The following is a 23,663-nucleotide window of genomic DNA, read 5'->3' as shown; positions in this document are numbered from 1 at the left end:
TCAACTCCTCGACGGATTGTCAGCGCCACTCATCATCGGCGGCTGAAACACGCGGCATACCTGGCGCTGCGCGCCCAGGCCGATTACCTCGGCCTCGACCACATCACCCTCGCGCAGGAACGGCTGGTCGGCCCTCCCAAGGGCCATGCCGCCCGGGCTGCCGGTTAGAATCACGTCGCCCGGGTGGAGCGTCATGAACTGACTGAGATAGTGAACGAGCTGGCGTACATCGAAAATCATGTCGGCGGTGCTGTCATGCTGCATTACCTGGCCATTGACTCGACACACGAGTTCAAGCGCCTGGGGCGCGGGCACCTCGTCGGCGGTGACCAGGTAAGGCCCCAATGGCGCGAAGCCGTCGAACGACTTGCCCTTGATCCATTGCCCACCGCGCTCGAGCAGCCAGCTGCGTTCGGACAAGTCGTTGGCGGTGCAGTAACCAAGGATGCAGGCATCCGCTGCCTCGAGCGTGGCCAGGTACCGTGCACGACAGCCGATGACGACCCCCAGCTCGACCTCCCAGTCGGTCTTGTCGCCCCGCAAAGGCAACATCAACTCATCGAAGGGACCACCCAAGGCATGTACCGACTTGCTCGACACAATCGGCTCGTCGGGCACCTGCATGCCGGCCTCGCGAGCATGCCGATGATAGTTGAGACCGATCGACAGAATCTGCCCCGGGCGCAACGCCGGGCCGATCCGCTCACGGCGTGCATCCACCACCGGCAGTGCCTGCCAATGCTCGGCAAAACGCCCGGCCACGTCATGCAGCAACGAACGCTCGAGCGTGGTCCCGGTCCAGTCTTGCACCCACCCCCCGAGATCGCGCACCGAGCCATCGGCGGCAACCGCGCAGGGGCGCTCGCGCCCAACGGCGCCAACCCTCAGCAAGCGCATGATGCGACTCCGTTCATGGGATAGCCCTGCGCGGATTGAAGAAGCGCTCGAAGAACGTGCTTTCCGCATCGGTCATGGTCCTTGGATAACGCCCTTCGTAGTTGAACGGCGCCATGGTGGTCGAGGCAAGGGCGCACAGGTTCTCTGCGTCGCGTACCTCGTACTCGATGGTGACCGCCGCAGCACGGATGTCCGATACCCACATGTGAATCGCCACCGGTTCATGGCGATGCACCAGCGGCCGCTTGTACTCGATGGCGTGTCGGACAACCACCGAACCACCGGCGAAGAAGGCATCGCCCTGCTCTGCCCCCAGTCGCCAGATGAAGTCCACCCGGGCCTCCTCCAGCAGGCGCAGGAACGAGACATTGTTGACCACGCCGTACACGTCCATGTCGGACCAGCGAACGGGGCATTGATACACATGCGTGGACATCGGTTTCTCTCCGCTGGCCTGGCGGGCGGCAAGCGCGCCGGCGATATCAGTCGACATTGGCACCCACTTGCCTGCAGAAGGCCTGGAGGTAGTCATCATGGGCGATCGGAGCACGCAGCAACTCCGGCGACAGGGCAAAGCCGTCGATCAGGATTGGCACATGCGCACGCAAGGCCACGCACTGCTGGTCGATCAACCCGGGCAACGAAAGCGCCTGGCCGCCATCGATCACTTCATGGGCAAGGAACCAGGCTGCGCTGCGATGCAGCAGGTTGAGCCCGTACAGTGCGGTCAGCAGCACGAGTGCGGCTTTTGCTTCATCCTGGCGCGCATGCAGCGAGGCGTTCCACATCTGCTCGAGGGCAATGCGTTCACCGCGCAGACGCGCCAGCTCCAGGCCAGGGTTCATGGCATCGTTCCACGTCTCGAAGTAGCCGCGTTCATCGGCATCCATCTCCTCGCGAATGGCCAGCCACAACTGATGCTCGCGATAGGCCAGGGCCGCAATCAGCCATTCCGGCTCGGCCAGGCGCGATGGCCGTCCTGGAGACGGCGGCTGGGCGCCCTGCCATGGCTGGGCGATGATCTGTCCGGCCACCGTGCCCAGCAATACCAGGTTGTCACCCTCGGCCGTGACCAGCCCCTGCAGCAGCGAGCCGTAGTCGGCGATACGGTTCGCACTGAAGATGCCCTGAGCCCCGCAACGCTCACGACACTCGGCAATCACCGCTGTAGCGTCCCAGGTGGCCAGCGCCTTGGTGATGTTGATCAGGCTCACCACATCGGCCGCGGGCTCCGCTTCACAGGCCAGATAACGCGCCTTGGCCTCGTTGAGCAGCAGCGTCATCGCATAGGCGCTCGCCAAGGCCGAGAACACCGGACGCTGGAAACTGCGGTATTCGATGACTGGCATGTCATTGGTACCCGGTGCATTGGTCAGCCGTTGCTGACCGTAGCGCAAGGTGATGTAGATACTGGCGCGGCTCGCTCCGAGAGCCGCGCTGGCCACGCACAACCGGCCAGGCACGATTCTCGACATGGCCCGCAGGAACCGGGCACGGGCGTTGCCGGCACCGACTTCGAAGCGACCATCCTCGGTGAAGTGGCCCATGTCGCCATGCAGCAGGCTGCTGCGCGGCAAGCGCACGTTGTCGAACCAAGTCAGGCCATTGTCCAGCCCTTGCACCGGCTTCTCCGGGCACAACGTCGCGCGAATGCCCGGGCACAGACCCGACTCGGTCGACAACCTGAGCAGGAACGGGTAGACACCGTGGTCCTTGCCGTCGATCTTCAGCCGAGCCATGACAGTGGCGACTTTCGGGATATCACCAAAGCCGCTGTAGGACATGTACTTCTGCGCCTGCACACCGGGGGTGTTGAGGGTGAAGGTCTGGCTATTCCTGTCGTAGACCGCCTCGGTTTCCAGCGCCGCGACATTGTTGCCATAGCCTAGTTCGGTGGCCATGTACGGACCGAACGACGTCAGCGAATCCAGGGCCTCGGTGAGCGCCTCCAGGTCCTCGCGCCCCTGGGCATGATCGAAGACCGTCCCCAGGCACAGGTTATAGTGGACCATCAGCAGCGAGAAACTGGCGACATCCAGGAGACTGGGCCATTCTGCCAGGGCGAACAGACGCCTAGGCTTGGCCAGGATCTGCAACGGACGCTCCAGGGCCGCGTGCACATGGCGGCTGCGGGCATAGGCCAGGCGACCGGCCTGCTCCATGTTGAGGCCTGGCACAGGGTCGAATATCGGGTCGAGCAAGACATCGCGAATCGTCTGATGATCGCTCTCGAAGGTGCTGGCGAACAGCAGGTCGCGCAGTTCATCGCGCGCCAGCGAAAAGCTTGGATGTGTCATGACAAGTCCTGTGCAATGCTGGGGGTGTTCGTTCCTCAGGCGCAGAACGCCAGTGAAACGTTCTGCCCGCCAAATCCGAATGAATTGGAAAGCGCCACCTTGATCGGTTGGCTGCGTGCCTCGCCACGAACCAGGTCGACCTTGATCGCAGGATCCGGCTCGCGAAGGTTGGCCGTCGGCGGCACTTGTCCATGCTCGAGCGCGAGCAGGGTATAGGCCGCCTCGATAGCGCCTGCGGCGCCCAGCAGATGCCCGGTAACCCCCTTGGTTGAACTGACCAGCACCTGATGGCCGAACAGTTCGGCGATCGCCCGCGACTCGACCACATCATTACCTGGAGTCGAAGTACCATGGGCGTTGACGTAGTCCACCGCCTGCGGGGCAAGCCCGGCATCACGCAGCGCTCCCTGCATCGCCAGGCGCGCACCCAGTCCGTCCGGGTGGGGCGTCGTGACATGGTGAGCGTCGGCAGAAGCACCATAGCCCAGCAGGCGCCCCCTGCTCCTGGCGCCACGGGCGCTGGCATGGGCCGCAGACTCGAGAACGAACACCCCTGCCCCTTCACCAATGACAAAACCGTCGCGCGCTGCATCGAACGGACGCGAAGCACAAGTGGCATCCGGGTTACGCGACAACGCGCGCATTCGGGCGAACGCCGCCACGTACAAGGGCGTGATCGGGGCCTCGGTGCCCCCGGCCACGACGATGTCGCAGACCCCGCGCTCGATCAGTTCCTTGGCCATGCCCAGCGCCGAGGCACCAGAAGCACAGGCCGAACAGGGGGCCAGGCACGGACCACGGGCTCCCAGCTCAATGGCCACCTGCCCTGCGGCCATGTTCAACAACCCCATGGGCAGGGTCAGCGAGGAGATCTCCTCGGCGCCTTCGCTGAGTAACAGCGCATGCTGCTGCTCCAGGGTAGCGGTGCCTCCCGCCCCCGAGCCAATGATCACCGCGACACGGCTCTCGTCGCGCCACTGCCGGGCTTCGAGCCCGGCATCCTGCAGGGCCTGGCGGGCGGCCAGCAGGGCGAACTGCGCATAGCGGTCCCACTGCCAGGGATTCTTCACCCCCAGCAGTGCGCTGTCGAAGCTTGGCACCCGGCAGGAGATACCCACCGGTAATGCCTCGAGGGTCTTGTCCGGCGCGGCGGTGGTCAGCCCCGCCAGCACACGCCGCCAGTTCGCCTCGATACCGATGCCCGCCGGCGTGACCAGGCCGATGCCGGTCACCACTACCGCATCGGCGCCCATTACGCTTTACCGTTGGCCAGCGCCAGGACATCACCGACCGTGGCGACCTCCGAGAGCTGCGCATCGCTGATCTGCACACCCAGCTTCTTTCTCAACAGTTGGGCCAGGTCGACTTGTGACAACGAGTCGAAACCCAGCTCCTCGAGGGAGGCTTGCGGAACGATGCGACTTTCGTCGATGTTGAAACGCGCGGAAATGGCCTTGGCGATAGCTTCATTGCTAACGGTCATCACATGACTCCTGTTGTGAGGTACTACGGGGTTGGGAAATCCGGGTCAGTCGTTCCACTCGCTGTCACGGGTGCTCAATTGTGGCCAGCGCAGCACCGTCGATCCCCAGGACAAGCCGGCACCGAAGGCACTGACCAGCACATGCTGGCCGGCCTTGAGATCGCCACGCAGGGCAAGATCGTTGAACAGCAGGGGAATCGACGCGGTCAGGGTATTGCCCAGGCGCTCGATGTTGACGGCTACCTTTTCGGTATCCAGGCCGAGTTCGAAGGCCACCGTCTGCAGAATGCGCACATTGGCCTGGTGACCGATGAACCAGTCGACCTGCTCCATCGACCATTGTGTGCGGTCCAGCACGCGCTGCGCCGAAGCCGACATACGCGCTACGGCCTGCTCGTAGACGGCGCGGCCGTCCATGTGCAGGTAGAACTCCCCGGTCGCCACAGTGGCGTGGCCGAGTCCGGCACTGGCCGAGCGCTGTCGCGAACCTCCGGCGGGAATCGCCAGCAGGTCCGAACGCGCACCGTCGCTGCCAAGGTCGAAGCAACCCAGCGCCCCCAGCTCGCCCGCCTCGCCACGGCGCAATACAACGGCGCCGGCGCCGTCACCGAAGATTGGCCTTGTACTGCGGTCACTGGGATCGACGAAGGTGGTGAAAGCCTCCGCGCCAATCAACAGTACCGTATCGACGATACCGGCGGCGATCAGCCCCGAGGCGGTGGCCAGGCCGTAGACGAAGCCGCTGCAGGCCGAGGTCATGTCATAGGCGGCAATATCGCCAAGCCCGAGAGCAGCGGCCACCTCAGGCGCGACGGCCGGACAAATGCGTTCCGGCGACGTGGTTGCCACTACCACCGCATCCACGCGTCGCCCACCGGCCGAAGCGATGGCCCTTGCCCCGGCCTTTATCGCCAGGTCTCGCATGCTCAGGCCTTCGCTGACCATGCGCCGTTCACGGATACCGGTACGCGACTCGATCCACTCCGGGGTGGTATCCAGCCCGCTGGAAATCTGCTGATTGTCGATTGCCCGAGGCGGTAGACAGCCTCCCAAGCCACACAGGATCACGGCCACGATCAACTCCCTTGACTAGACGATGGTTCACATAGCCCACGCATCGCGCCGGGCCCTAAGCAGTCTCCTGGCGCTTGGCCCGATTCAGCGACCAACCGAAATTCATTCCCGCAGCGGCCAGCAGGATCGCCGCGGCGCCGGCCACTTGCAGCACACCCAGCGGATGGGCGAAGGCGACCCAGTCGACCAGGATGGCAACAATCGGATAGATGAACGAAAGCGCCCCCACCAGTGCGGTGGGAATTTTCTGGATGGCGCTGTACAGGAGGGTAGACATGACCCCGGTGTGCACCACGCCGATGATGACCAGGTAGGTCCAGCTATCGCTGGTCAGCCCGCCGACATCGGAGAAATCCACGAACGGCGCAAGAACCAGCACACCTACCATCATCTGGATCAGCACGATCAGGTGGGCCGGCAGCGCTTTCAGGCGCTTGGTAATCGCCGCAGCGACGGCATAGAAGAAGGCCGAGGCGAGGGCCAGACACACACCCTGCACATAGTTGGAACCCACCGCCTGCCCGCTGCCTTTGGCGGAGACGATCAGCACCAGCCCGGCAAAGGCCAGCAGCAGCCAGCCAACCTTGGCCGCACTCAGCCGCTCGTCGAAGAACAGAACACCGAGCCCTACCAGCATGAACGGCTGGATATGGTAGACGACCGTGGCGATGGCAATCGAAGAATGGCCGTAGGCGCTGAACAACAACACCCAGTTGAGAATCAGTGCAACACCACCTACACAGGCCAGGACGAACTGCCGAGCCTCCATGCGGACCTGACGCAGAACACCCAGGGCAAGGCACGCTGCCAGCATCGCCAGCGCACCAAACAGGCAGCGCCAGAACACAACGGACTCGGGGGATTGCCCCGACATGACGACGAACCAGCCCACCGTGCCGGATATCACCATCGCCGAAATCATTTCAATGGCCCCGCGGGCCTGCGACTTCATCACTCGCTGCTTCCTTGCTGCGGTCATTGCCGTAACCTACGCCACACTTTCCGCTGGCTCATTAGTCGGCAAATCAAACTATATAATGAACGAACGACCACCATACTGAACAAAGGGGTCGAACGCGTCAACCCATTTAAGGACGATCTAAAGAACAAATGAACGACATAACGAACAATTCGGTTGCCGGCGCCTTGAGCCGCATCGATCTACTGGCTCTGGCCATCAAGCGTGAACGCCTGCAGGCCGGTCTCTCGGTGACGGAACTGGCCAAGCGCGCCGGGGTGGCGAAGTCGACGTTGTCCCAACTGGAATCCGGCATCGGCAACCCCAGCATCGAGACCCTCTGGTCTCTGGCCATCGCCATGGGTCTGCAGGTCACGCGCTTCTTCGAACAGCCTCGGCAGCACCTGCGGGTGATACGTGCCAACGAAGGCATGACCGCCTATGCCGAGGCATCCAATTATGCCGCGACTCTGCTCGCCGACTGCCCTGCCGGCGTACAGCGCGATATCTACCGCCTCAAGGTACAACCGGGTGAGGCACGACTGTCACAACCACATCTGCCCGGCACCATCGAGCATGTGGTGCTGTGCACCGGCAGCGCCACCATAGGTCCGGCCAGCGAACCGATGCTGCTGCGCGCTGGCGACTACATCAGCTATTCGGCGAACGTACCCCATGTATTCGAAGCGCTCGAGGCGAACACCACGGCAGTCATGGTGATAGAGCACCCCTGAAGTGCCCTGCCCTTGCAACAGCATCCATCCTGAACGGGGTCATGCCCACCGTTTGCGAAGGGGAAAGGCGGGGGCTTAGCAGCATGATGACAACCGCCGCGGCTCCGGTGCTCCCAAGACTGGGGGGTGATGGATGATACGAAGGCGCGATCGGATGCACTGAGACGGCTGTCGGGCTGGCGCTCCGAACCAGGCCGGCATCTGCAGCCTGGTTACAGCAAGATGATGGCAAAACAATTCACTAATAATTATCATTAGCGTTTTGAATGCCATAGCCGATCCACCATGAACTCCAACGATGTCGTCGCCGAGCTCTACCAGGCGCACAACGGCTGGCTCAAGGGCTGGCTGCAGCGGCGCCTGGGCTGTTCCAGCGAAGTCGCCGACCTGGCCCAGGACACCTTCGTCAAGGTGCTGGGCCGCAACCTCGATGGCCTACGCGAGCCCCGTGCCTTCCTGCGCACCATTGCCCATGGCCTGCTGGTGGACAAGGTGCGGCGCAAGGAGCTGGAGCGCGCCTACCTGGCCACCCTGCAGCAGTTGCCCGAAGCGCTGGCGCCCTCGCCGGAGCTGACCTGCTCGCTGCTCGAAAGCCTGTACGCCCTCGATCGCCTGCTTGCCAGCCTGCCGCCCAAGGTGCGCCAGGCGTTCCTGTTGTGCCAGCTGGACGGCTTGAAGTACGCCGAGGCCGCCGAACGCCTGGGCGTGACCGTGAGCTCGGTGAAAAAATACATGCGCACGGCCCTGCTGCACTGCCTGGAGCTGGAGGCATGAGCCGCGAGCCCAACGCACAGGCGTGCATCGATGCGGCACTGGACTGGTACATCGAACTGCGCGAGGCCCATGCCGAGGACCCGCGGCGCCAGCGCTGGCAGGCCTGGCTGGAGGCGTCCGAGGCGCACCGACAGGCCTGGCAACGGGTACAGGCGCTGCAGCAGCGCTTGTCGGGCGACGACGGCAAGCTGCTGCTCTCGGCCTGGCGGGCCACACCGCCGGCCACCTCCCGACGCGCCTTCGTCGGCAAGCTGTGCCTGCTGCTCGGTGGGGCCGGCGGCCTGGCCTACACCGGCCAGCAACTGGCCTGGCCTACCCTGGGGGCCGACCTGCGCACCGCCACGGGCGAACAGCGTCGGTTGACGCTGGACGAGCAGCTCACACTCGACCTGAACACCGCCACCGCCGTGGACATCCAGGCGCAAAACCACGGCAGGTTGATCGCCCTGCTGCGCGGCGAGATCATGGTCGACTCGCGCCATTCGCTCCCCTCCTCCGTGCAAGTGCGCAGCGGCCAGACGTTGATCCAGGCCGGCCAGGCCCGCTTCGCCGTGCGCGCCCTGGACGACCAGCCGACGCGCATCTCGGTGTACCAGGGCCAGGTCGGCGTGATGCTGGCCGATGGCGAGCACCGCGTGATGGCCGGTCAGCAGCTGCTGCTGAGCGCCCAGCACCTCGAGCGCAGGCCCTTACCGCTGGCCTCCGACGCCTGGACCCGCGGCCTGCTGATCAGCGAGGGCATGCCCCTGGGCGAGTTCGTTCAGGAGCTTGATCGCTACCGCCCGGGCATCCTGCGCTGCGATCCGCGCATCGCCCAATTGCGCATTTCCGGCTCCTTCGACCTGCACCAGCCCGAGCAGGTGCTGGCGACCGTGGGCCAGGTGCTGCCGGTGCAGGTACGCTACCGCAGTCGCTATTGGGCGACGCTGGTGCCGGCTTGATAGTCGTGCTCCTACAGGATCAACGCTGCATGTCCTGCGGCGCCAGGATGAACTGCTTGGGGTTGCGGCCCAGCCACTGCGTCGCCAGGCGATTGACCGCCTGCAGGTCGAGCGTCTGCAACTGCCCGGGCTCTGCGGCCAGGGCGGCGAAGTCGTCGTCGAGCATGGCCACCTGCATCAGCGCCTCGCTCCAGTACAAGGCACTGCGCCGCTGCTGGCGCTGGTCGTTGAGCAACGCCAGGCGTGCCTGGCGCAGCTCACTGGCCGTGATGCCTTCGTCGGCGATCTGCTGGATCACCGCCCGGGCCTGGACCGTCAACGCCTCGGCCCGCTCGGGGGCGGCGGTGAAGTTGAGCCGCGCCAGGTAATAGGGCGATGGCAAACGTGCCAACAGCTGGGAAAAGCCGATGGCATAGACCCCCGAGGCATCCTCGCGGATTGCCTGGCGCAGGCGCAGGCTGGCCACCTGGTCCAGCAACTGCAGGGCCAACACATCCTCGCGCCGCCAATCCGCCGGGCTGCTGTAGAGCACGCTGACCATGCTTTTCGGACTGCTCGACCAGGGGTAGACCTCGCTCATCGCCTGGTGCAGCGGCCGTACGCCACGGTCGCGCCAGTGCGGCCGGTCAGCGTCGGCGAGCGGCAGGCTGGCCAGCCAGGTCCGGCTGAGCGCACGCAGCTGCGCCACGTCGACGGGGCCGGAGACCACCAGGGTCATCCCCGGGCGCACGCCGAACAGCTCGCCGTGGACACGGGCCAGTTGCGCCGCATCGAAATGCCGCCACGGCCCCTGCGGATCGCTGACCAGGTGCTGGCCGTTGGCATAGGCGCCACGGTTGATCGCGTCCATGTAGCGCCGCTCGGCGGGTTGGCGCTGCAGGTCCTCGTTCATGCGCTGGCGCATCTCTTCCAGTGACCGTGCGTCGAACCGGGCAGCGCTCAGCTTGAGGTTCAGCAACTTGAACAAGGTCTCCACCTGGTCGGGCGGCGCGCTGCCACGCACGCCATGGAACAGGCTTTCGCTGAACGGCTGCACGCGCACGCTCCGGCTTTCGCCCAGGCGCGCCAGCTGCCGCGGCGAGTAGGCGCCGTAGCCACTGCGCTCGGCCAGCTGGATGGCCCAGTGCTGCTGCCCGGCCTCGCCTTCGGCTTCCCGCGAGCTGCCGCCGGCCTGGCGCAGCTCCAGGCGCACATTGTCCTGCAGGTCGGCATCGGCCTTGACGATGACCCGGATCCCGTTGCCCAGGCGCCATTGCACCGCGCCGACCTCTTCCAGCGCGGCCATGTCGCTCAGGCTGCCCGGCTGCGGCGTCACCAACTCCAGCATCTGCTTGCCGGCGTGCAGGGCGAAGGCCCCCGGCTGACCGGCCAGCGCCTGTTGCCACGCGACCTGGAAGCGGCTGTCGGTGAAACGGCCAGCGTCGCTGTCCGGGCCGATCACGGCCAGGCGCGGCGAGGCCTGCGCCAACAGCTCGGCCACCGCCGCACGCAGATGGTCGGCACCGATGCGCGGTAGCCAGGCCTCGGTCAAGGCCAGCTGCTGGCGCTTGTCGAACATCGGCATTCGGTATTCCAGGGCATCCGCCAGGCCGTCGGCAAGCACGGGGTGGGTAAAGCGCTCCTGGGCGCCGGCCTGGCCTTGCAGCTTCTCCAGCAGTCGGCGCTTGGCCGACACCAGTTCGTCGGCGCTCACCGGCTGGATGGCCAACCTGCGCAACTCGGTGAACAGGCGCTCGGCGGCGCCCGGCAGGTCGTCATCGCGCACGCGCAGCATGAACAGGTACTGGGCCCGCCGCGCATCGAGCAAGGTCGAGCGCTCGGCGGTACCGGCGCTGGCGAAGCCACCCTGCTCGACCAGCAGGTCGAGGCGCTCGTCGAGCACGCTCAGCCACAGGGCGTCGATCAGGTCCCGCCATTGACCGTTCTGGGTGTCGAGCGGCGCCGCCAGGTCACGCTGCAGGGCGAACTGCAGCAGGCGCTGGCCTTGCTCGGCATCGAACACCTGGGCAACCCGCAGCCCGGTGCCACCCTGGAACGCGGGCTGCGACGTGCCGCCGGCCTGGCCACGCGGCAGGCCGGAAAATGCCTGGTCAATCGCGGCGCGAACCTTGCCTTCGTCAAACCCGCCCACCAGCACCAGGGTCATGCGCTGTGGCTGGTAGCCCTCGCGATAGTAGGCCAGGGCCTGCTCCAACGGCGCGTGACGGATGACCTCCAGGTCGCCGATGGGGTCGCGCTGCTGGTAGTCGCTGTCGGCATAGCGCAGCGCGTCGAGCTGCTGGTTGATGCGCTGGCCGACACCCTGGCGCAAGCGCCACTCTTCGACGATCACCTCGCGCTCAGCCTCGAAGGCGGCCGGGTCGAAACTCACCTGTCCGGCCCAGTCAGCCATCACCCTCAAGGCCAGGTCGGTGTCACTGTCGGGCAAGGACAGCTTGTACAGCGTGCTGTTGAAGCGGGTCGCGGCATTGATGTCGGGCCCCAGGCTGATGCCTCCGCGCTCCAGCGCCTGCAGGCCGGACTTGCCGGGGAAGTGACGGCTGCCCTTGAAGGCCATGTGCTCGACGAAATGAGCCAGGCCGCGTTGCTGCGGAGTTTCCTGCATCGAACCGCTGGCCACCAGCAGGCGCAATTCGACGCCGGGCGCCTGACGCGGCAGCAGCAACACGCGCAGGCCGTTGTCCAGCCGGTAGTCGCGCAGGCCGGGGCGTATCGGCAGCTCGCCGGCCGCCTGCACGCTTTCGCCACGGCCGGCAGTATTGGATGGCGCGACAGCACAGGCCGCCAGGCCCAGCGAGCAGGCCAGCAACAAGGTTCTAGTGAACATCAACGCAGGATTCCTTGGCAGCGGATGGCAGGCCGCCCAGCTCGATCAGGTGATCGGCCAGGACAACCAGGTGGGGCTGGTGACTCACCAGCAGGATGGCGCTGTCGGGCAGGCGCTCGCGCAGCAAAGACAGGAGTTCGCGGGCGCTGTCCGGGTCGAGGGCCGAGGTGCTTTCATCCAGCAGCAGCAACCGCGGGCGGTTGAGCAGCAGGCGGGCAAACAGCAGGCGTTGCTGCTCGCCCCCCGACAACCGCTGGCGCCACTCGGCGCACAGCCACAGCCGGTCTGCCCACTCGCCCAGGCCGACCTCCGTCAGCGCCTGGCGCAGTTGCGCCTCGCTGAAGGTGCCCGCCGGCTTCGGGTAGGTCAGCAGCTCGGCAAGGGGCTCGTCCGCCAGATAGCCATGCTGGGGTACCCAGAAGGCCTGGGCACGACGCGTGACGGTGCCGTGAAAATGCGGCCAGAATCCGGCCAGGGCGCGCAGCAGGGTCGACTTGCCCAGGCCCGAGCGTCCGCGCAACAGGGTCAGGCTACCGGGCGAGAGGTGCAAGCTCAGCGGCGCCAGCAGCGCCAGGCCATCGGCATGGTTCACTTGCAGACGGGCCTCCAGCAAGGCCTTGGACGCGCTGCTCTCAGCCATGGGGGGCTCGGGGCTGGCGTCGAGCTGGCTGACGAATCCGTGCAGCCGCTCCACGCAGGCCGACCACAGGGCGATATCGCGATAGGCATGGATGAACCAGCTGAGCGAGCTGGATACCTGGCCGAACGCCGACTGGATGCGCATCAGCCCGCCCAGCTGCAACTGCCCGGCGAGAAACGCCGGCAGGGCGAAGAAGAATGGCGCGATGATCGTCACCTGCTTGTAACCCACGGTGAAGAACGCCAGGTTGCGCTCGGCGCGCATCAGCTGGTACCAGTTGCCCACCACCGCGGTGAAACGCCGGCCCAGCGCCTGACGCTCGCAAGCCTCGCCCTGCTGGCCGGCAATCGCCTCGGCGTGGCGCCGGCGCAGGATCAACGCGCCGCGGTAATCGGCCTCGCGTTGTTGCTGCTGGACGTTCAGGCGCTGCAACGCGCCGCCGATCCAGCGGGTCAGGCCGATGCCCACCACGGTATACAGCACGCAGGCCCAGACCATGTAGCCGGGTATCTGCAACTCACGGCCCCAGAGGCTGAAGCCGAAGCTGCCCGAGAGGGTCCAGAGAATCGAGATGAACGACACCAGGGTCACCAGCGCGCGGATAAACGACAGCAGCAGTTGCAGGGTCAACTCGATCATCTGCCGCACGTCGTCGGCAATGCGCTGGTCCGGGTTGTCCGGCTCGCGCCCCTGCAACTGCAGGCGGTAGTGGCAGGCATCGGCGGACAACCAGCGCCCGGCGATATGCTCGGTGAGCCAGGCGCGCCAGCGAATCAGCAGTTGCTTGCGCAGGTAGTCGGCATACACCACCGACAGGATCATCGCCGCCGCCAACCCGGCGAACTGGTACAACAGGCGGTACAGCGTGCCGCCGTCGACCGCCTGCAGGGCGTTGTAGAAGGCGCCGTTCCATTCGTTCAGGCGCACGTTCAGCCATACCCCGAACAGGGTCAGGCCAAGCACCGTGGCCAGCAGCCCCCAGGCCGGCCAGGCCTGGCGCGAACACCAGAATGGCCGGGAGATGGCCCAGAACTGGCGCAGCCGATTGATTGGCAGCCGACGCTCAGAAGTCATAGGACAGCCCCAGCCACAATTGGCGTCCCGGCTGGTACACCTTGTAGGTGTCGCCACGCCAGTTGAGGGTGTCGCTCTGATTGCGGGTATTGAACAGGTTGTTGACCTCGGCGGTGAAGCCCAACCCACCGGCAAACGCCGGCTTCCACTGCAGGCTGGTGTCCCAGCGCCACAGCGAACCGATCCGCGCCGAGCTGTACTTGCGCACCCGCAGGCCGCTGTCGGGCAAGGTGTAGTAGCCGTCGGCGTCGGTGTCGTGCTTGTAGACCTGGTCGCGGCTGCTCTCGAACGTCAGGCGGTTGAACAGCGATAGGCCCTGGGCCTGCCAGGTGGCCTGCCAATCCAGGTTGAGCTTCCAGGGCGCGTTGAAATCGGTGGCGGGCAAGTCCTTGGCGCTGATCACCTTGCCGTTGTACCAGGCCTTGTCCGGGTCGAGCTTCATGCTCAGGTCGATGTCGGTGTAGCCCAGCTCCAGCGCGGTGTCGCTGCGGGTACGCTGCCAGGCCAGCGAGGCGCCGAAGACGTGCTCGGCGCCCTGCCAGCGCAGCGGTTCGAGCATGCTCACGCTCAGGTAGACGTTGTCGCTGTCGGTCTTGCTGTCGTTGGTGAACTGCTTGACGCTGCGCTTGTCGCTGGCGCGGCTGTCGGGGTACTTGGGCCGACTGCGCACTTCGTCGCGGTGCTTGCGGTTGACGTACTGCAACGACCACAGGCTGTTGCCCCAGCGCTGGCTGAGACCGACCATCAGCTCGTCACTGTAGGGGGTCTTGAGACCGTCGAGTCCTTCGTAGTCGGGGGTGGCGTCCCAGCTGCCGTCGCCGTTGTCGTTCAAGGCCAGGCAGTCGCGCTCGACGTAGCAATGTTTAAGGCCGCCGTTCTGCGCGCCATACAAGGCGTAGGTGAGCATCGAGCTGCCGTAGTAGCGGTTGGCCCCGGCCTTGAGCACGGTGTCGCCATTGCCCTGAACGTCCCAGGAAACCGCCAGGCGAGGCGCCAGGTTGTTGCGCCCGACGAAGTCGTCGCGGTCAAGGCGCACACCCGGGCGCACGGTTACCCGGCCCCACTCCACGGCGTCCTCGAGGAACAGGTGGTAGCTGGTGTAGCGGGTGGACGACGAACCGGCGAAGAACGCATCGACCTGTTGCAGGTTGAACTCATCGTCCATGCCGGTGAAGGTCGCCGAGTAGTAGGTCTGGTCGCGCTTGAACTGGGCATCGACCTGATTGACGCCGGCCCCGACCGTCACCTGGTGGCCAAGCACCCCGGTGCGCAACTGGTCGAAGGCGAACTGGCCGGACAGCTCGACGGTGTCCTGGTAGCTCTCCAGGCTGCCGGGGCCACCGTACTGGTAGTTGCGCGGATCCTGCCAGTCGGTGAAGTCGCGCACCAGGATGCGGAAATCGGTATCACCTTCGCGTTCATCGGTCATGTGCCGGTAACTGGCCGAGAGATCCAGGCGTCCCAGGTCGGTCAACTGCTCGAGCTTGAGGATACTGCCCAGGCCATCGTGGCTGTTGCGGTAGCCGGAGTCGGCAATGGTGTTCTGGAACATCTGCTCTTCGTAGCCCGAGTACAGCACCGTCCAGTGCAACGTGGTCTCGGGCGTGGCGTACAGACTGAACTTGGCCGAGAGGTTGTCGGACTGCCGGCGTTGCTGGCGATTCCTCGCCGGGCTGTCGATAGGCACCAGTTCAGTGCCCTCGACCAGCAGCGCCTGCCCGCCCAGATCATGCATGGGGATCTTCGAATCACGCCGCGAGGCGCTGACCACCACGCCGAGGTTTTCCGCCAGCTGGGTCTCGGCCCAGGCGCCGTAGTCGCTCTTCTGGTACTTGGGCTGGAAGCGCGCCGGACGGTCGACGCTGTTGTTGGCGCTGTCGAAGTCCAGGCGGCTGTCGCTGAAGGTGTGGTTCCAGTCGGCGTCGCTGTGCCGGTAGTACACGCGCCCGCCCTGCCCGCCCCGCCAGCTGCGCGAAGTGGCCTCGACCACGCCGCCGGTGAAGCCGCTGTAGCGTGCCGAGATGTTCGAGTCGTGCACTTCGAGGCTTTCGATCAGGCGGCTGTCGAGGTAGAAGCCCTGCTCGCTGGAGGTGCCGGAGGCCAGGGTCACGCCATTGCCAGCGTCGACCGGATCGAGGTCGTTGTTCATGCGCATGCCGTCCAGGCTGAACAGGCCCTGGTAGGGGCGCGAGCCATGGATCGAAATCGAGTCGGGCTTGATCTCGCCCTGGTTCAGGCCGCTCTGGCTGCTGTTGGAGAACTGCACCACAGGATGGCTGCGCAACAGGTCGGTGAGGTTGCTGTTGGCCTGCGGGCGCTTTTCGATCTGCTCGGCGGTGAGCGCGAAGGGATTGGAAAAGCGCTGCTCGTCCTCGTTGTGCACGCTGTTGACGTTGGTCGGCTGCAGGCGCACCGCCTGTTCGTCGCCCGCCGTGTCGCGGCGGATCAGGTAGCCGGCGCCGGTGTCGAAGACCGTCAGGCCGCTGCCGGCCAGCAAGGCCTCAAGGGCGCCGGCAATGCTGTAGTGCCCCTCCAGACGCACGGCCTGATACCCATCCACCAGGCGCGAGTCGTACGCCAGGCGGGCGCCGCTGTGCTCGGCAAGGCGCGCCAGGCTCTGGCCCAGGGGGCCGGCGGGAATGGCGAAGTAGTGCCGCTGATCGGACTGCTCGCGGGAAGCCGGCAGCGTTTCGGCCAGGGCCGGGGGAACAGCCGTCAGAAGCAGTGAAGCGCAGAGCAGTACCGGGAAACGCGAAGTGTCGGAAGGCATCGAGGGTGATCCGTGCTAGGCAGAGTCGACCCCAGCGAACTGGGAATCATTATCGATCTGTAATGCCGAGCAGGATCGCAAAAGGGACAATCCCAGGTGAAAAAAACTGCCGACTGCTGATCGACTGCTGATCCAGCAACACCCTGCTGCTGTCCCACCACCACCTGTGCCCGCTGCCCCTGCAAAACCGCCAGCCCATCTCTGGCACAGCTCTTGCGATACCCCGCTGTCACCACCGCCACCAAGGTTCGCCATGCCCCCATTCAAAGCCCTCACCTGGCTGGTCTCGCCCCTGCTCCTGCTTGCCCTGTGGGCCGTGGTCGCCGAGGCCGGACTGTTCCCGGCCAACCTGCTGGTGCCGCCCCTGGAGGTGTGGCGCAGCTTCGGCGACCTGCTGGCCACAGGCGAGTTGCAGGAGCACCTGGCCGGTAGCCTGTCGCGCCTGTCGCTGGGCTTCGCCGCCGGCGCGCTGGCCGGCCTTGCGTTCGGCACGGCCATGGCCCTGTCGGACACGGTCGAGGCCTACTGCGCGCCGCTGTTCCATACCCTGCGGCAGATCCCCAGCATCGCCCTGATCCCGATGCTGGTGCTGCTATTGGGCATCGACGAGACCTTCAAGGTGGTGATCGTCGCCAAGACCGCGTTCTTCCCGGTGGCCCTGGCCACGGTTGAGGGCATCCGCGCCATCCCCCGCAGCCACTTCGAGGTGGCCGCTGTGTACCGCCTGCGCTGGCCGACCCTGGTCGCACGCATTGCCCTGCCCGCCGCGGTGCCGGCCATCGTCACCGGCGTGCGCGTGGCCCTGACCCGTGCCTGGGTGGTGCTGGTGGCCTGCGAGCTGCTGGCGGCCGACAGCGGCCTGGGGCAGATGATCGAGATGGGCCGGCAGATGCTGCGCATCGATGTGGTAATGGTGGGCGTGGCGATCACCGGGGTGATCGGCTTTGCCCTGGACTTCTCGCTGCGCCGTGTCGAACGGCGCCTGTCCGGCTGGCAAGCCGGGAGGTGATGATGAAACTGCGCAACTTGCGTGGCCTGCTGCTGCCACTGCTGCTGATCGGCGCCTGGGAACTGGCCTCGCGCCAGGACGCCGCCGGCGCCTATGCTTTCGTGCCACTGGCGACCATCGGCCAGGCCCTGCTGGAACTGCTGGGCAACGGCGAGCTGCTGGTCAACCTGCTGGCCAGCCTGGCCCGCACCTGTGCCGGCCTCGCCCTGGGCATCGTCGGTGGTGTCGCCCTGGGCGCGCTGATGGCCCTGTCGCCCCCGGCCAACCGCCTGGTGGCACCGTTGTTCCACGCCCTGCGCCAGGTGCCGATGCTCGGCTGGATCCCGCTGATCGCCCTGTGGCTGGGCAACGGCGAAGCGTCGAAGCTGCTGATCGTCAGCCTGGCGGCGCTGTACCCGATGGTGCTCAACACCTTCGAGGGCCTGCGCCAGGTCGATGTGCGCCATCGCGAAGTCGGCCAGGTACTGGCGCTCGGGCGTTGGCAGCAATTGCGCCTGGTCCTGCTGCCCGCCGCCCTGCCGAGCATCGCCACCGGCGTGCTGCAGGCCCTGGCCTTCGCCTGGGTCACGGCGGTCGGCAGCGAGCTGTTCCTCGCCTCCGGCGCCGGCCTGGGCAACCTGATGATGAACGCCGAGGCCGGCGCGCGCATGGAGATCATCGTGATCTGCGTGCTCTGCATCGGCCTGTGCGGCTACCTGATGACCTGGCTGTCTACCCTGCTCGCCCGCCGCCTGCTGCGCTGGCGTCCCACCCGTTGAAAGGCCCGACCATGAACGCCATCGCCCAATCCTTTCCCGCCCACGTGCAGACCGGCGCGCTGAGCATCCGCAACCTGAGCAAGAGCTACCCGCTCAAGGGCCGGCCCGTGCCGGTGCTGCAAGGCATCGACCTGGACATTCGCCCCGGCGAGTTCGTCAGCATCCTCGGCACCAGCGGCTGCGGCAAGTCCACCCTGCTACGCCTGATCGTCGGCCTGGACCCGGACTACCAGGGACAGATCCTGCTCGACGGCCAGCCGCTGAACGGCCCGGGCCTGGAGCGCGGCATCGTGTTCCAGGACCACCGCCTGTTCCCCTGGATGACGTTGCAGCAGAACATCGCCCTGGCCTTGAAGAACCATGACCTGAGCACGGCGCAGAAGCAGCGCCTGGTCGATGAGCACATCGCCCTGGTCGGCCTGCGGGGCTACGAGCAGGCCTATCCGCACCAGCTCTCCGGCGGCATGGCCCAGCGCGGCGCGATCGCCCGGGCGCTGGTGAACAAGCCCAAGGTGCTGCTGCTCGACGAACCCTTCGGCGCCCTCGACGCCCTGACCCGCGTGCGCCTGCAGCAGGAACTGCAGCGCATCTGGGTGCAGGAGCGCTGCACGGTGATCATGGTCACCCACGATATCGAGGAGGCGTTGTACCTGGGAGACCGGGTGATCGTGATGGAGGCCAACCCGGGGCGCATCGGCGAGCAGGTGCAACTGGAGCTGCCCCATCCGCGACAACGCGATACGGCGCTGTTGTTCCAGCACAAACAGCGCCTGCTGGCGCAACTCATCGGGCATTGACCTGCCCGGCGTGGGTAAAGCCGGCGAAGGTTATCAGCAGCGAGCCGAGCACATGGGCCAGCACCGGGGCCATCGCGCCACCGATGACGAAACCACCGACGTTAGACCGGGTGAGGGTCTCCAGGTGTTCGCTGCAACTCTGTCGTCGAACACGATGCCACGAAGCGACACCTTCGCTTGGCAACATTTCGATGCAAAAATGCAACACACACCTTCGCCCGCACCGTTAGAATGGCCGCCTGGCGTGTGCTGCGTGCGCCCGGGAGCCTTCCCGAATACGGAGAACATTCATTTGTTTTCCGTGAGATCCGTCCATGTTGCACGCATGCCTCCATTCCCCATGGCCCTTCCTGCCCCGTGTCTTCACGGCGTGGGTTGTTGCGCCGCATTCCCCATCCTTCTTCTCGCCCTTCGCCGCAGTGGCCCGTCTTGTCCGGAGCCAGCGTCCCGCCGTGCCCGTTGCCCGCCGCGCCACTGCCACCGCGAGGGTGATGCCATGAACGAGGAGCGTTACATGACCGCACCCCTTCCACCCGTCAAGCCGCGCTCGATGCTGCGGCACCTGCTGGCCACCGAGGCGGCCGGCGGCGTCTTGTTGATGTTCACCGCCGCGCTGGCCATCGTCATCGCCAACAGCCCCTGGGCCAGTGCCTACCAGCACCTGCTGCACCTACCCGTCGGCCCGGTGCTGACCGACAAGCTCGGCCCGATGACCGTGCACATGTGGATCAACGATGGCCTGATGGCGATCTTCTTCCTGCTGGTGGGCCTGGAGATCAAGCGCGAGCTGGTCGACGGCCGCCTGGCCAGCTGGGAGCAGCGCCGCCTGCCGGCCCTGCCGGCGCTGATGGGCATGGCCGTGCCGGCGCTCATCTACCTGGCGGTGTCCCGTGGCGAGCCGGGCCTGGCCGACGGCTGGGCGATCCCGGCCGCCACCGACATCGCCTTCGCCGTCGGCGCCCTGGCCCTGCTCGGCCGCCATGCGCCGCTGTCGCTCAAGGTGATGCTGGTCTCGGTGGCGATCATCGACGACATGGGCGCGGTGGCAATTATCGCCGTGTTCTACACCTCGTCGTTGAACCTGCTGGCCCTGGCCGGCGCCGCCGGCATCGTCGCCGTGCTGCTGGCCTGCAACCGCCTGCGCGTGGTCAGCCTGTGGCCCTACCTGATCGGCGTGGCCGCGCTGTGGTACGTGACCCTGCTGTCGGGCGTGCACGCCACCATCGCCGGCGTGGTCGGCGCCCTGCTGATCCCCTACAGCACCGGCGACAGCGAGGCCCGCGAAGCCAGCCCGCTGCTCAAGCTGGAGCATGGCCTGGCGCCCTGGGTCGGCTTCCTCATCGTGCCGGCCTTCGGCTTCGCCAACGCCGGTGTCTCGTTCGGTGACCTGGGCCTGAGCGACATCTTCGCCCCGTTGCCGCTGGCCATTGCCCTGGGCCTGCTGCTGGGCAAGCAGCTCGGCGTGTTCGCCGGCGTGCTGCTGGCGGTCAAGACCGGCCTGGCCAGCAAGCCCCACGGCGCCAGCTGGCTGCAGATCTACGGCGTGGCGATGCTGTGCGGCATAGGCTTCACCATGAGCCTGTTCATCGGTGAGCTGGCCTTCCCGGGCCAGGCCGAGAAGATCGACGCGGCCAAGATCGGCATCTTGTTGGGCTCGTTGCTGTCGGCGGTGATCGCCTGCCTGATCCTGCGATTTGCGCCCAAGCCGGCCGATTGAAGTAGCCTCGGGGCCCGCGCCTGCTCGACAGCTCAGTGGCTGTCGAGCAGGCGCAGAAAGGTGTCACGGACCTTCGCATTGTCACTGTGACCGACATTGAAACGCATGAACGCCCGGGCATCGGCCTGGGCGCTCAGCAAGGTGCCGGGTGACAGCACCAGATCATGCTGCAAGCCGCTCATGGCGATGGCCTCGCCATCGACACCGGCGGGTAGCCGGGTCCACAGGAACAGCCCCTCCCCTTGACACGACGCCACCTCGCACCCTGCCTCGCGCAACCAGCCAACCACCCGCCCGCTGGCCTCATACAGCCGGTCGACGACCCTTCGCGTATGCCGCTCATAGCTCCCTTCGGTCAGCAGGCGATGAATCACCTGCTCGGTCAGCTCAGACGTCACGCCGCCGCACTTCATCTTGAGCAGCGTCAGTTGCCCCGCCAATTCGGCGCCCACGGCCAGGTAGCTAACGCGACAATTGGCGGTAAGGGTCTTCGAGTAGCCACAGACATAGCTGACATTGTCCAGGCCACCCACCCCTGCCAGGCGGGGCGTGCATTTATGCTGGATATCGCAGTACAGATCATCTTCGATGACGTGCACGCCATAGCGCTGGCACAGCTCCAACAAGCGGTGGGCCTGCGATGCCGAAAAGGAATGCCCAGTTGGATTGTGCAAGGCACTGTTGGTCAGGTAGATCCGCGGGCGATGGGCAATCAGCAGTTGCTCGAAAGCCAGGAAATCGATGCCTTCCACCGATCGCGCCACGCAAACCGGGCGGGCGCCGTGGTAATGCAGGTTGTCGCGGAAGTTGAAATAGCACGGGTCGTCGACCAGGACGCTGTCCCCCCTGCGCAGGATCAGGCGCAACAGCATGTCCACGCCTTGCATGGTGTTGGCGGTGGTGACGATCTGCTCGACCGGGACATCGATGCCCAAGGTACCGAGCTTGAGACGCAGCCATTGACGCAGCGGCAGGTAGCCTGCCGCCAAGCCATACTCCCCCATGCGCAACTCGCTGGCCCGCAGGCATCCACGCATGGCTTTGAGCAGGGTATCCACGGGCATCCATGAGGGCGGCAGGAAACCGCAGCCGGGGCGCAACATGCCGTTGTCCGTCAGCAGTGCGTGACGGAGCACACTCACCGGGTCCTGGGGCAGCAGATTGCGTACAGCCTCGGTGCCCATGACCTGGGTCTCGCGTGCCACATAGTGGCCAGCGCCCTGGCGCGATACCACCAGCCCCGTGGCGCGCAGTCGGTCCAGGGCTTCCACCACCGTGGACTTGCTCACCCCCAACAGCTCGGTCAATTCACGAATGGGCGGCAACCGCCCCCCTGGGGCCAAAGCCCCATGCCCGATGGCTTTGGTAAAGCCCTCGGCAATCTGCTGCACCAGCGGTTGCCCCGGCTGGAGTTCGATGGCGGCGATCACGGCGCGCTGTCGCTGCATTGTACTGGTCGTCCCGGCAGTAAAGTTCAGTGGTTTCCATACGAAGTTGCCCTGCCCCTGCGGCCAGCGCCTTTCTACTATGCATCGGCATCCGGCTTGCGCCTAGCGCATACCACCCCAAGGCCATGAAGAGACCGAGAAGCGCCCTATGTCCCGTGAAGCACAGTTTGCCGCGATACTTGATCAGCTGGGTTACTCCTTCGAAGCAGGATTGAAACTCGGTGGCGACTACGCCGCCACCGTGCGCCATGAAGGTGTTGTGTACGTCAGCGGGCAGATCCCGCGTATTGACGAAGAGGTGATCCACCCCGGTCGGGTGGGGAGCGAAGTCAGCCTGAAGGATGCACGCACCGCAGCCATGGTCAGCGCCCTGCGCTGCCTGGCATTGGTGCGTGAACAGGTTGGCTCGCTGGATAACATCCGCGCCATCCTGCGCATGACCGTGTTCGTGCAGTCGGCCGAAGCGTTCACCCGGCAGAGCGAGGTGGCCAACGCTGCTTCGCAGGTCCTGTACAGTGTGTTTGGCGAAGCCGGCGCTCATACACGAACTTCGGTCGGCGTGCTCAGGCTGCCGAAGAATGCCCCCGTGGAAATCGACCTGATCGCTGCGGTGACGTGATACCCAGGCATGGCGTGCCACCGCCCGCCTCAGCCGCGCACCACCGATACCCCGCCATCCACCACCATCGCCGACCCGGTCATGAAACTTGATGCGTCCGAGGCCAGGAACAGTGCCGCCTCGGCGATTTCCTCCGGCCTGGCCAGGCGTTTGAGGGCGTGCAACCCTTCAACATGGGCCTGGGCCTCGGGGCTGCTCATCACACTGCGGCCCATCGGAGTGTCGGTACCGCCCGGCAGCAACGCATTGGCGCGTATACCCTGGGCCCCCTGCTCCGCCGCGATGACCTGGACCAGGCCGACCAGGCCCGCCTTGCTGGCCGCATAGGCAGCCATGCCCGGCATGCCCACCGCGTGGCCGACGAAGGTCGAGGTGAAAATCAGCGAGCCGCCGCCACGGGCCAGCAGCGCTGGAATCTGCGCCTGGGCGCAGAGGAAGGCGCTGGTGAGGTTGGTGTGCAGGGTGTGTTGCCAGCCCTCCAGGGACAGCTCGGGGACAGCGGCCAGTTCACCGAGGGTACCGGCATTGTTGAAGGCGATGTCCAGGCCACCGAAGCGCGCCACCGCCACGTCCACCAGCTCCCTGACCAACGCCGCATCGGTGATGTCACCGGCCACGGCCACAGCCCGGCCTTGCCCGGCCGCCGCGATGTCCGCCGTCAGCTGCTCGAGCTCGCCCTGGCGCCGGGCCGTGAGCACAAGGTTGGCGCCGTGCCGGGCGAACAATGTCGCCGCGGCTCGGCCGATACCGGAGCTGGCGCCGGTGATGATTGCCACTTTGCCTGCCAGTTGCATGATGAGTACCTCGTCCTGAAGTTGGGTGCAGGGTGCGCGAGGTACTATCGGG

The 23,663-nt window shown here is 65.9% G+C and carries 21 protein-coding genes; 8 read left to right on the top strand and 13 right to left on the bottom strand.

Annotation, left to right across the window (positions count from 1 at the left end; genetic code table 11):
- Genes V0R62_RS21500 through V0R62_RS21470 form a run of 7 tightly spaced genes read right to left on the bottom strand, consistent with a single transcriptional unit; the run spans position 1 to position 6,703 of the window.
- The gene (locus tag V0R62_RS21500) at positions 1–897 is read right to left on the bottom strand and encodes a fumarylacetoacetate hydrolase family protein (RefSeq protein WP_330105148.1); all 897 of its coding nucleotides are present in this window, start codon (positions 895–897) and stop codon (positions 1–3) included.
- A gap of 13 nt (positions 898–910) precedes the next feature.
- Positions 911–1,390 carry an acyl-CoA thioesterase gene (locus V0R62_RS21495; protein ID WP_330105147.1) on the bottom strand — a complete coding sequence of 160 codons (480 nt, stop codon included), beginning with the start codon at positions 1,388–1,390 and terminating at the stop codon, positions 911–913.
- Positions 1,380–3,194, bottom strand: a complete 1,815-nt coding sequence (locus tag V0R62_RS21490; RefSeq protein ID WP_330105146.1) for an acyl-CoA dehydrogenase family protein — start codon at positions 3,192–3,194, stop codon at positions 1,380–1,382. Before V0R62_RS21490 ends, V0R62_RS21495 begins: the two co-directional genes overlap by 11 nt.
- 35 nt (positions 3,195–3,229) lie before the next feature.
- Positions 3,230–4,447, bottom strand: a complete 1,218-nt coding sequence (locus V0R62_RS21485; protein WP_330105145.1) for a beta-ketoacyl-[acyl-carrier-protein] synthase family protein — start codon at positions 4,445–4,447, stop codon at positions 3,230–3,232.
- On the bottom strand, positions 4,447–4,677 hold the full coding sequence (locus V0R62_RS21480; RefSeq protein WP_330105144.1) for an acyl carrier protein: 231 nt from the start codon (positions 4,675–4,677) through the stop codon (positions 4,447–4,449). Before V0R62_RS21480 ends, V0R62_RS21485 begins: the two co-directional genes overlap by 1 nt.
- 45 nt (positions 4,678–4,722) lie before the next feature.
- A complete protein-coding gene (locus V0R62_RS21475; RefSeq protein ID WP_330105143.1) occupies positions 4,723–5,751 on the bottom strand; it encodes a beta-ketoacyl-ACP synthase III in 1,029 nt (342 codons plus the stop codon).
- A gap of 55 nt (positions 5,752–5,806) precedes the next feature.
- The gene (locus V0R62_RS21470; protein WP_330105142.1) at positions 5,807–6,703 is read right to left on the bottom strand and encodes a DMT family transporter; all 897 of its coding nucleotides are present in this window, start codon (positions 6,701–6,703) and stop codon (positions 5,807–5,809) included.
- Between the two features lie 158 nt (positions 6,704–6,861).
- Between V0R62_RS21470 and V0R62_RS21465 the strand changes: the two genes are divergently transcribed.
- The 3 genes from V0R62_RS21465 to V0R62_RS21455 all read left to right on the top strand — a co-directional run bounded on the left by V0R62_RS21465 (position 6,862) and on the right by V0R62_RS21455 (position 9,158).
- On the top strand, positions 6,862–7,443 hold the full coding sequence (locus V0R62_RS21465; RefSeq protein WP_330105141.1) for a helix-turn-helix domain-containing protein: 582 nt from the start codon (positions 6,862–6,864) through the stop codon (positions 7,441–7,443).
- Positions 7,444–7,728: 285 nt separating this feature from the next.
- Positions 7,729–8,217 (top strand): sigma-70 family RNA polymerase sigma factor, encoded by a 489-nt coding sequence (locus tag V0R62_RS21460; RefSeq protein WP_330105140.1) that lies wholly within the window; start codon positions 7,729–7,731, stop codon positions 8,215–8,217.
- Positions 8,214–9,158, top strand: a complete 945-nt coding sequence (locus V0R62_RS21455) for a FecR domain-containing protein (protein ID WP_330105139.1) — start codon at positions 8,214–8,216, stop codon at positions 9,156–9,158. The genes V0R62_RS21460 and V0R62_RS21455 overlap by 4 nt, the downstream gene beginning before the upstream one ends.
- A gap of 19 nt (positions 9,159–9,177) precedes the next feature.
- On the opposite strand, the gene V0R62_RS21450 is transcribed toward V0R62_RS21455, so the two are convergent.
- From V0R62_RS21450 to V0R62_RS21440, 3 genes are read right to left on the bottom strand one after another with little or no spacing between them, the layout of a single operon-like run.
- Positions 9,178–11,985 carry a M16 family metallopeptidase gene (locus tag V0R62_RS21450; RefSeq protein WP_330105138.1) on the bottom strand — a complete coding sequence of 936 codons (2,808 nt, stop codon included), beginning with the start codon at positions 11,983–11,985 and terminating at the stop codon, positions 9,178–9,180.
- Positions 11,975–13,699 carry an ABC transporter ATP-binding protein/permease gene (locus tag V0R62_RS21445; protein WP_330105137.1) on the bottom strand — a complete coding sequence of 575 codons (1,725 nt, stop codon included), beginning with the start codon at positions 13,697–13,699 and terminating at the stop codon, positions 11,975–11,977. The genes V0R62_RS21450 and V0R62_RS21445 overlap by 11 nt, the downstream gene beginning before the upstream one ends.
- Positions 13,689–16,469, bottom strand: a complete 2,781-nt coding sequence (locus V0R62_RS21440) for a TonB-dependent receptor plug domain-containing protein (protein WP_330105136.1) — start codon at positions 16,467–16,469, stop codon at positions 13,689–13,691. The genes V0R62_RS21445 and V0R62_RS21440 overlap by 11 nt, the downstream gene beginning before the upstream one ends.
- 253 nt (positions 16,470–16,722) lie before the next feature.
- Between V0R62_RS21440 and V0R62_RS21435 the strand changes: the two genes are divergently transcribed.
- The 3 genes from V0R62_RS21435 to V0R62_RS21425 are packed head-to-tail and all read left to right on the top strand — an operon-like array spanning position 16,723 to position 19,033.
- Positions 16,723–17,478, top strand: coding sequence for an ABC transporter permease (locus tag V0R62_RS21435; protein WP_330105135.1), 756 nt, complete (start codon positions 16,723–16,725; stop codon positions 17,476–17,478).
- 2 nt (positions 17,479–17,480) lie between these two features.
- Positions 17,481–18,236 carry an ABC transporter permease gene (locus tag V0R62_RS21430; protein ID WP_330105134.1) on the top strand — a complete coding sequence of 252 codons (756 nt, stop codon included), beginning with the start codon at positions 17,481–17,483 and terminating at the stop codon, positions 18,234–18,236.
- 11 nt (positions 18,237–18,247) lie between these two features.
- Complete coding sequence (locus V0R62_RS21425) at positions 18,248–19,033, top strand: ABC transporter ATP-binding protein (protein WP_330105133.1); 786 nt, start codon at positions 18,248–18,250, stop codon at positions 19,031–19,033.
- Here the strand turns inward: V0R62_RS21425 and V0R62_RS21420 are convergent.
- Positions 19,020–19,220, bottom strand: a complete 201-nt coding sequence (locus tag V0R62_RS21420) for a hypothetical protein (RefSeq protein ID WP_330105132.1) — start codon at positions 19,218–19,220, stop codon at positions 19,020–19,022. The genes V0R62_RS21425 and V0R62_RS21420 overlap by 14 nt on opposite strands.
- Positions 19,221–19,547: 327 nt before the next feature.
- Between V0R62_RS21420 and nhaA the strand changes: the two genes are divergently transcribed.
- Entirely contained in the window at positions 19,548–20,750 is a 1,203-nt protein-coding gene (gene nhaA / locus V0R62_RS21415; RefSeq protein WP_330105131.1) for a Na+/H+ antiporter NhaA, read from the top strand.
- Between the two features lie 32 nt (positions 20,751–20,782).
- On the opposite strand, the gene V0R62_RS21410 is transcribed toward nhaA, so the two are convergent.
- Positions 20,783–22,198, bottom strand: coding sequence for an aminotransferase-like domain-containing protein (locus V0R62_RS21410; protein WP_330105130.1), 1,416 nt, complete (start codon positions 22,196–22,198; stop codon positions 20,783–20,785).
- A gap of 148 nt (positions 22,199–22,346) precedes the next feature.
- Between V0R62_RS21410 and V0R62_RS21405 the strand changes: the two genes are divergently transcribed.
- Positions 22,347–22,817, top strand: coding sequence for a RidA family protein (locus tag V0R62_RS21405; RefSeq protein ID WP_330105129.1), 471 nt, complete (start codon positions 22,347–22,349; stop codon positions 22,815–22,817).
- Positions 22,818–22,846: 29 nt separating this feature from the next.
- On the opposite strand, the gene V0R62_RS21400 is transcribed toward V0R62_RS21405, so the two are convergent.
- Positions 22,847–23,611, bottom strand: coding sequence for an SDR family oxidoreductase (locus tag V0R62_RS21400; protein WP_330105128.1), 765 nt, complete (start codon positions 23,609–23,611; stop codon positions 22,847–22,849).
- Positions 23,612–23,663: the final 52 nt, after the last annotated feature.

It is taken from the genome of Pseudomonas carassii (assembly GCF_036324045.1).
In the GTDB taxonomy this organism is placed as follows: Bacteria; Pseudomonadota; Gammaproteobacteria; order Pseudomonadales; family Pseudomonadaceae; genus Aquipseudomonas; species Aquipseudomonas peradeniyensis.
This window is presented reverse-complemented; position numbering and strand designations above follow the sequence as displayed.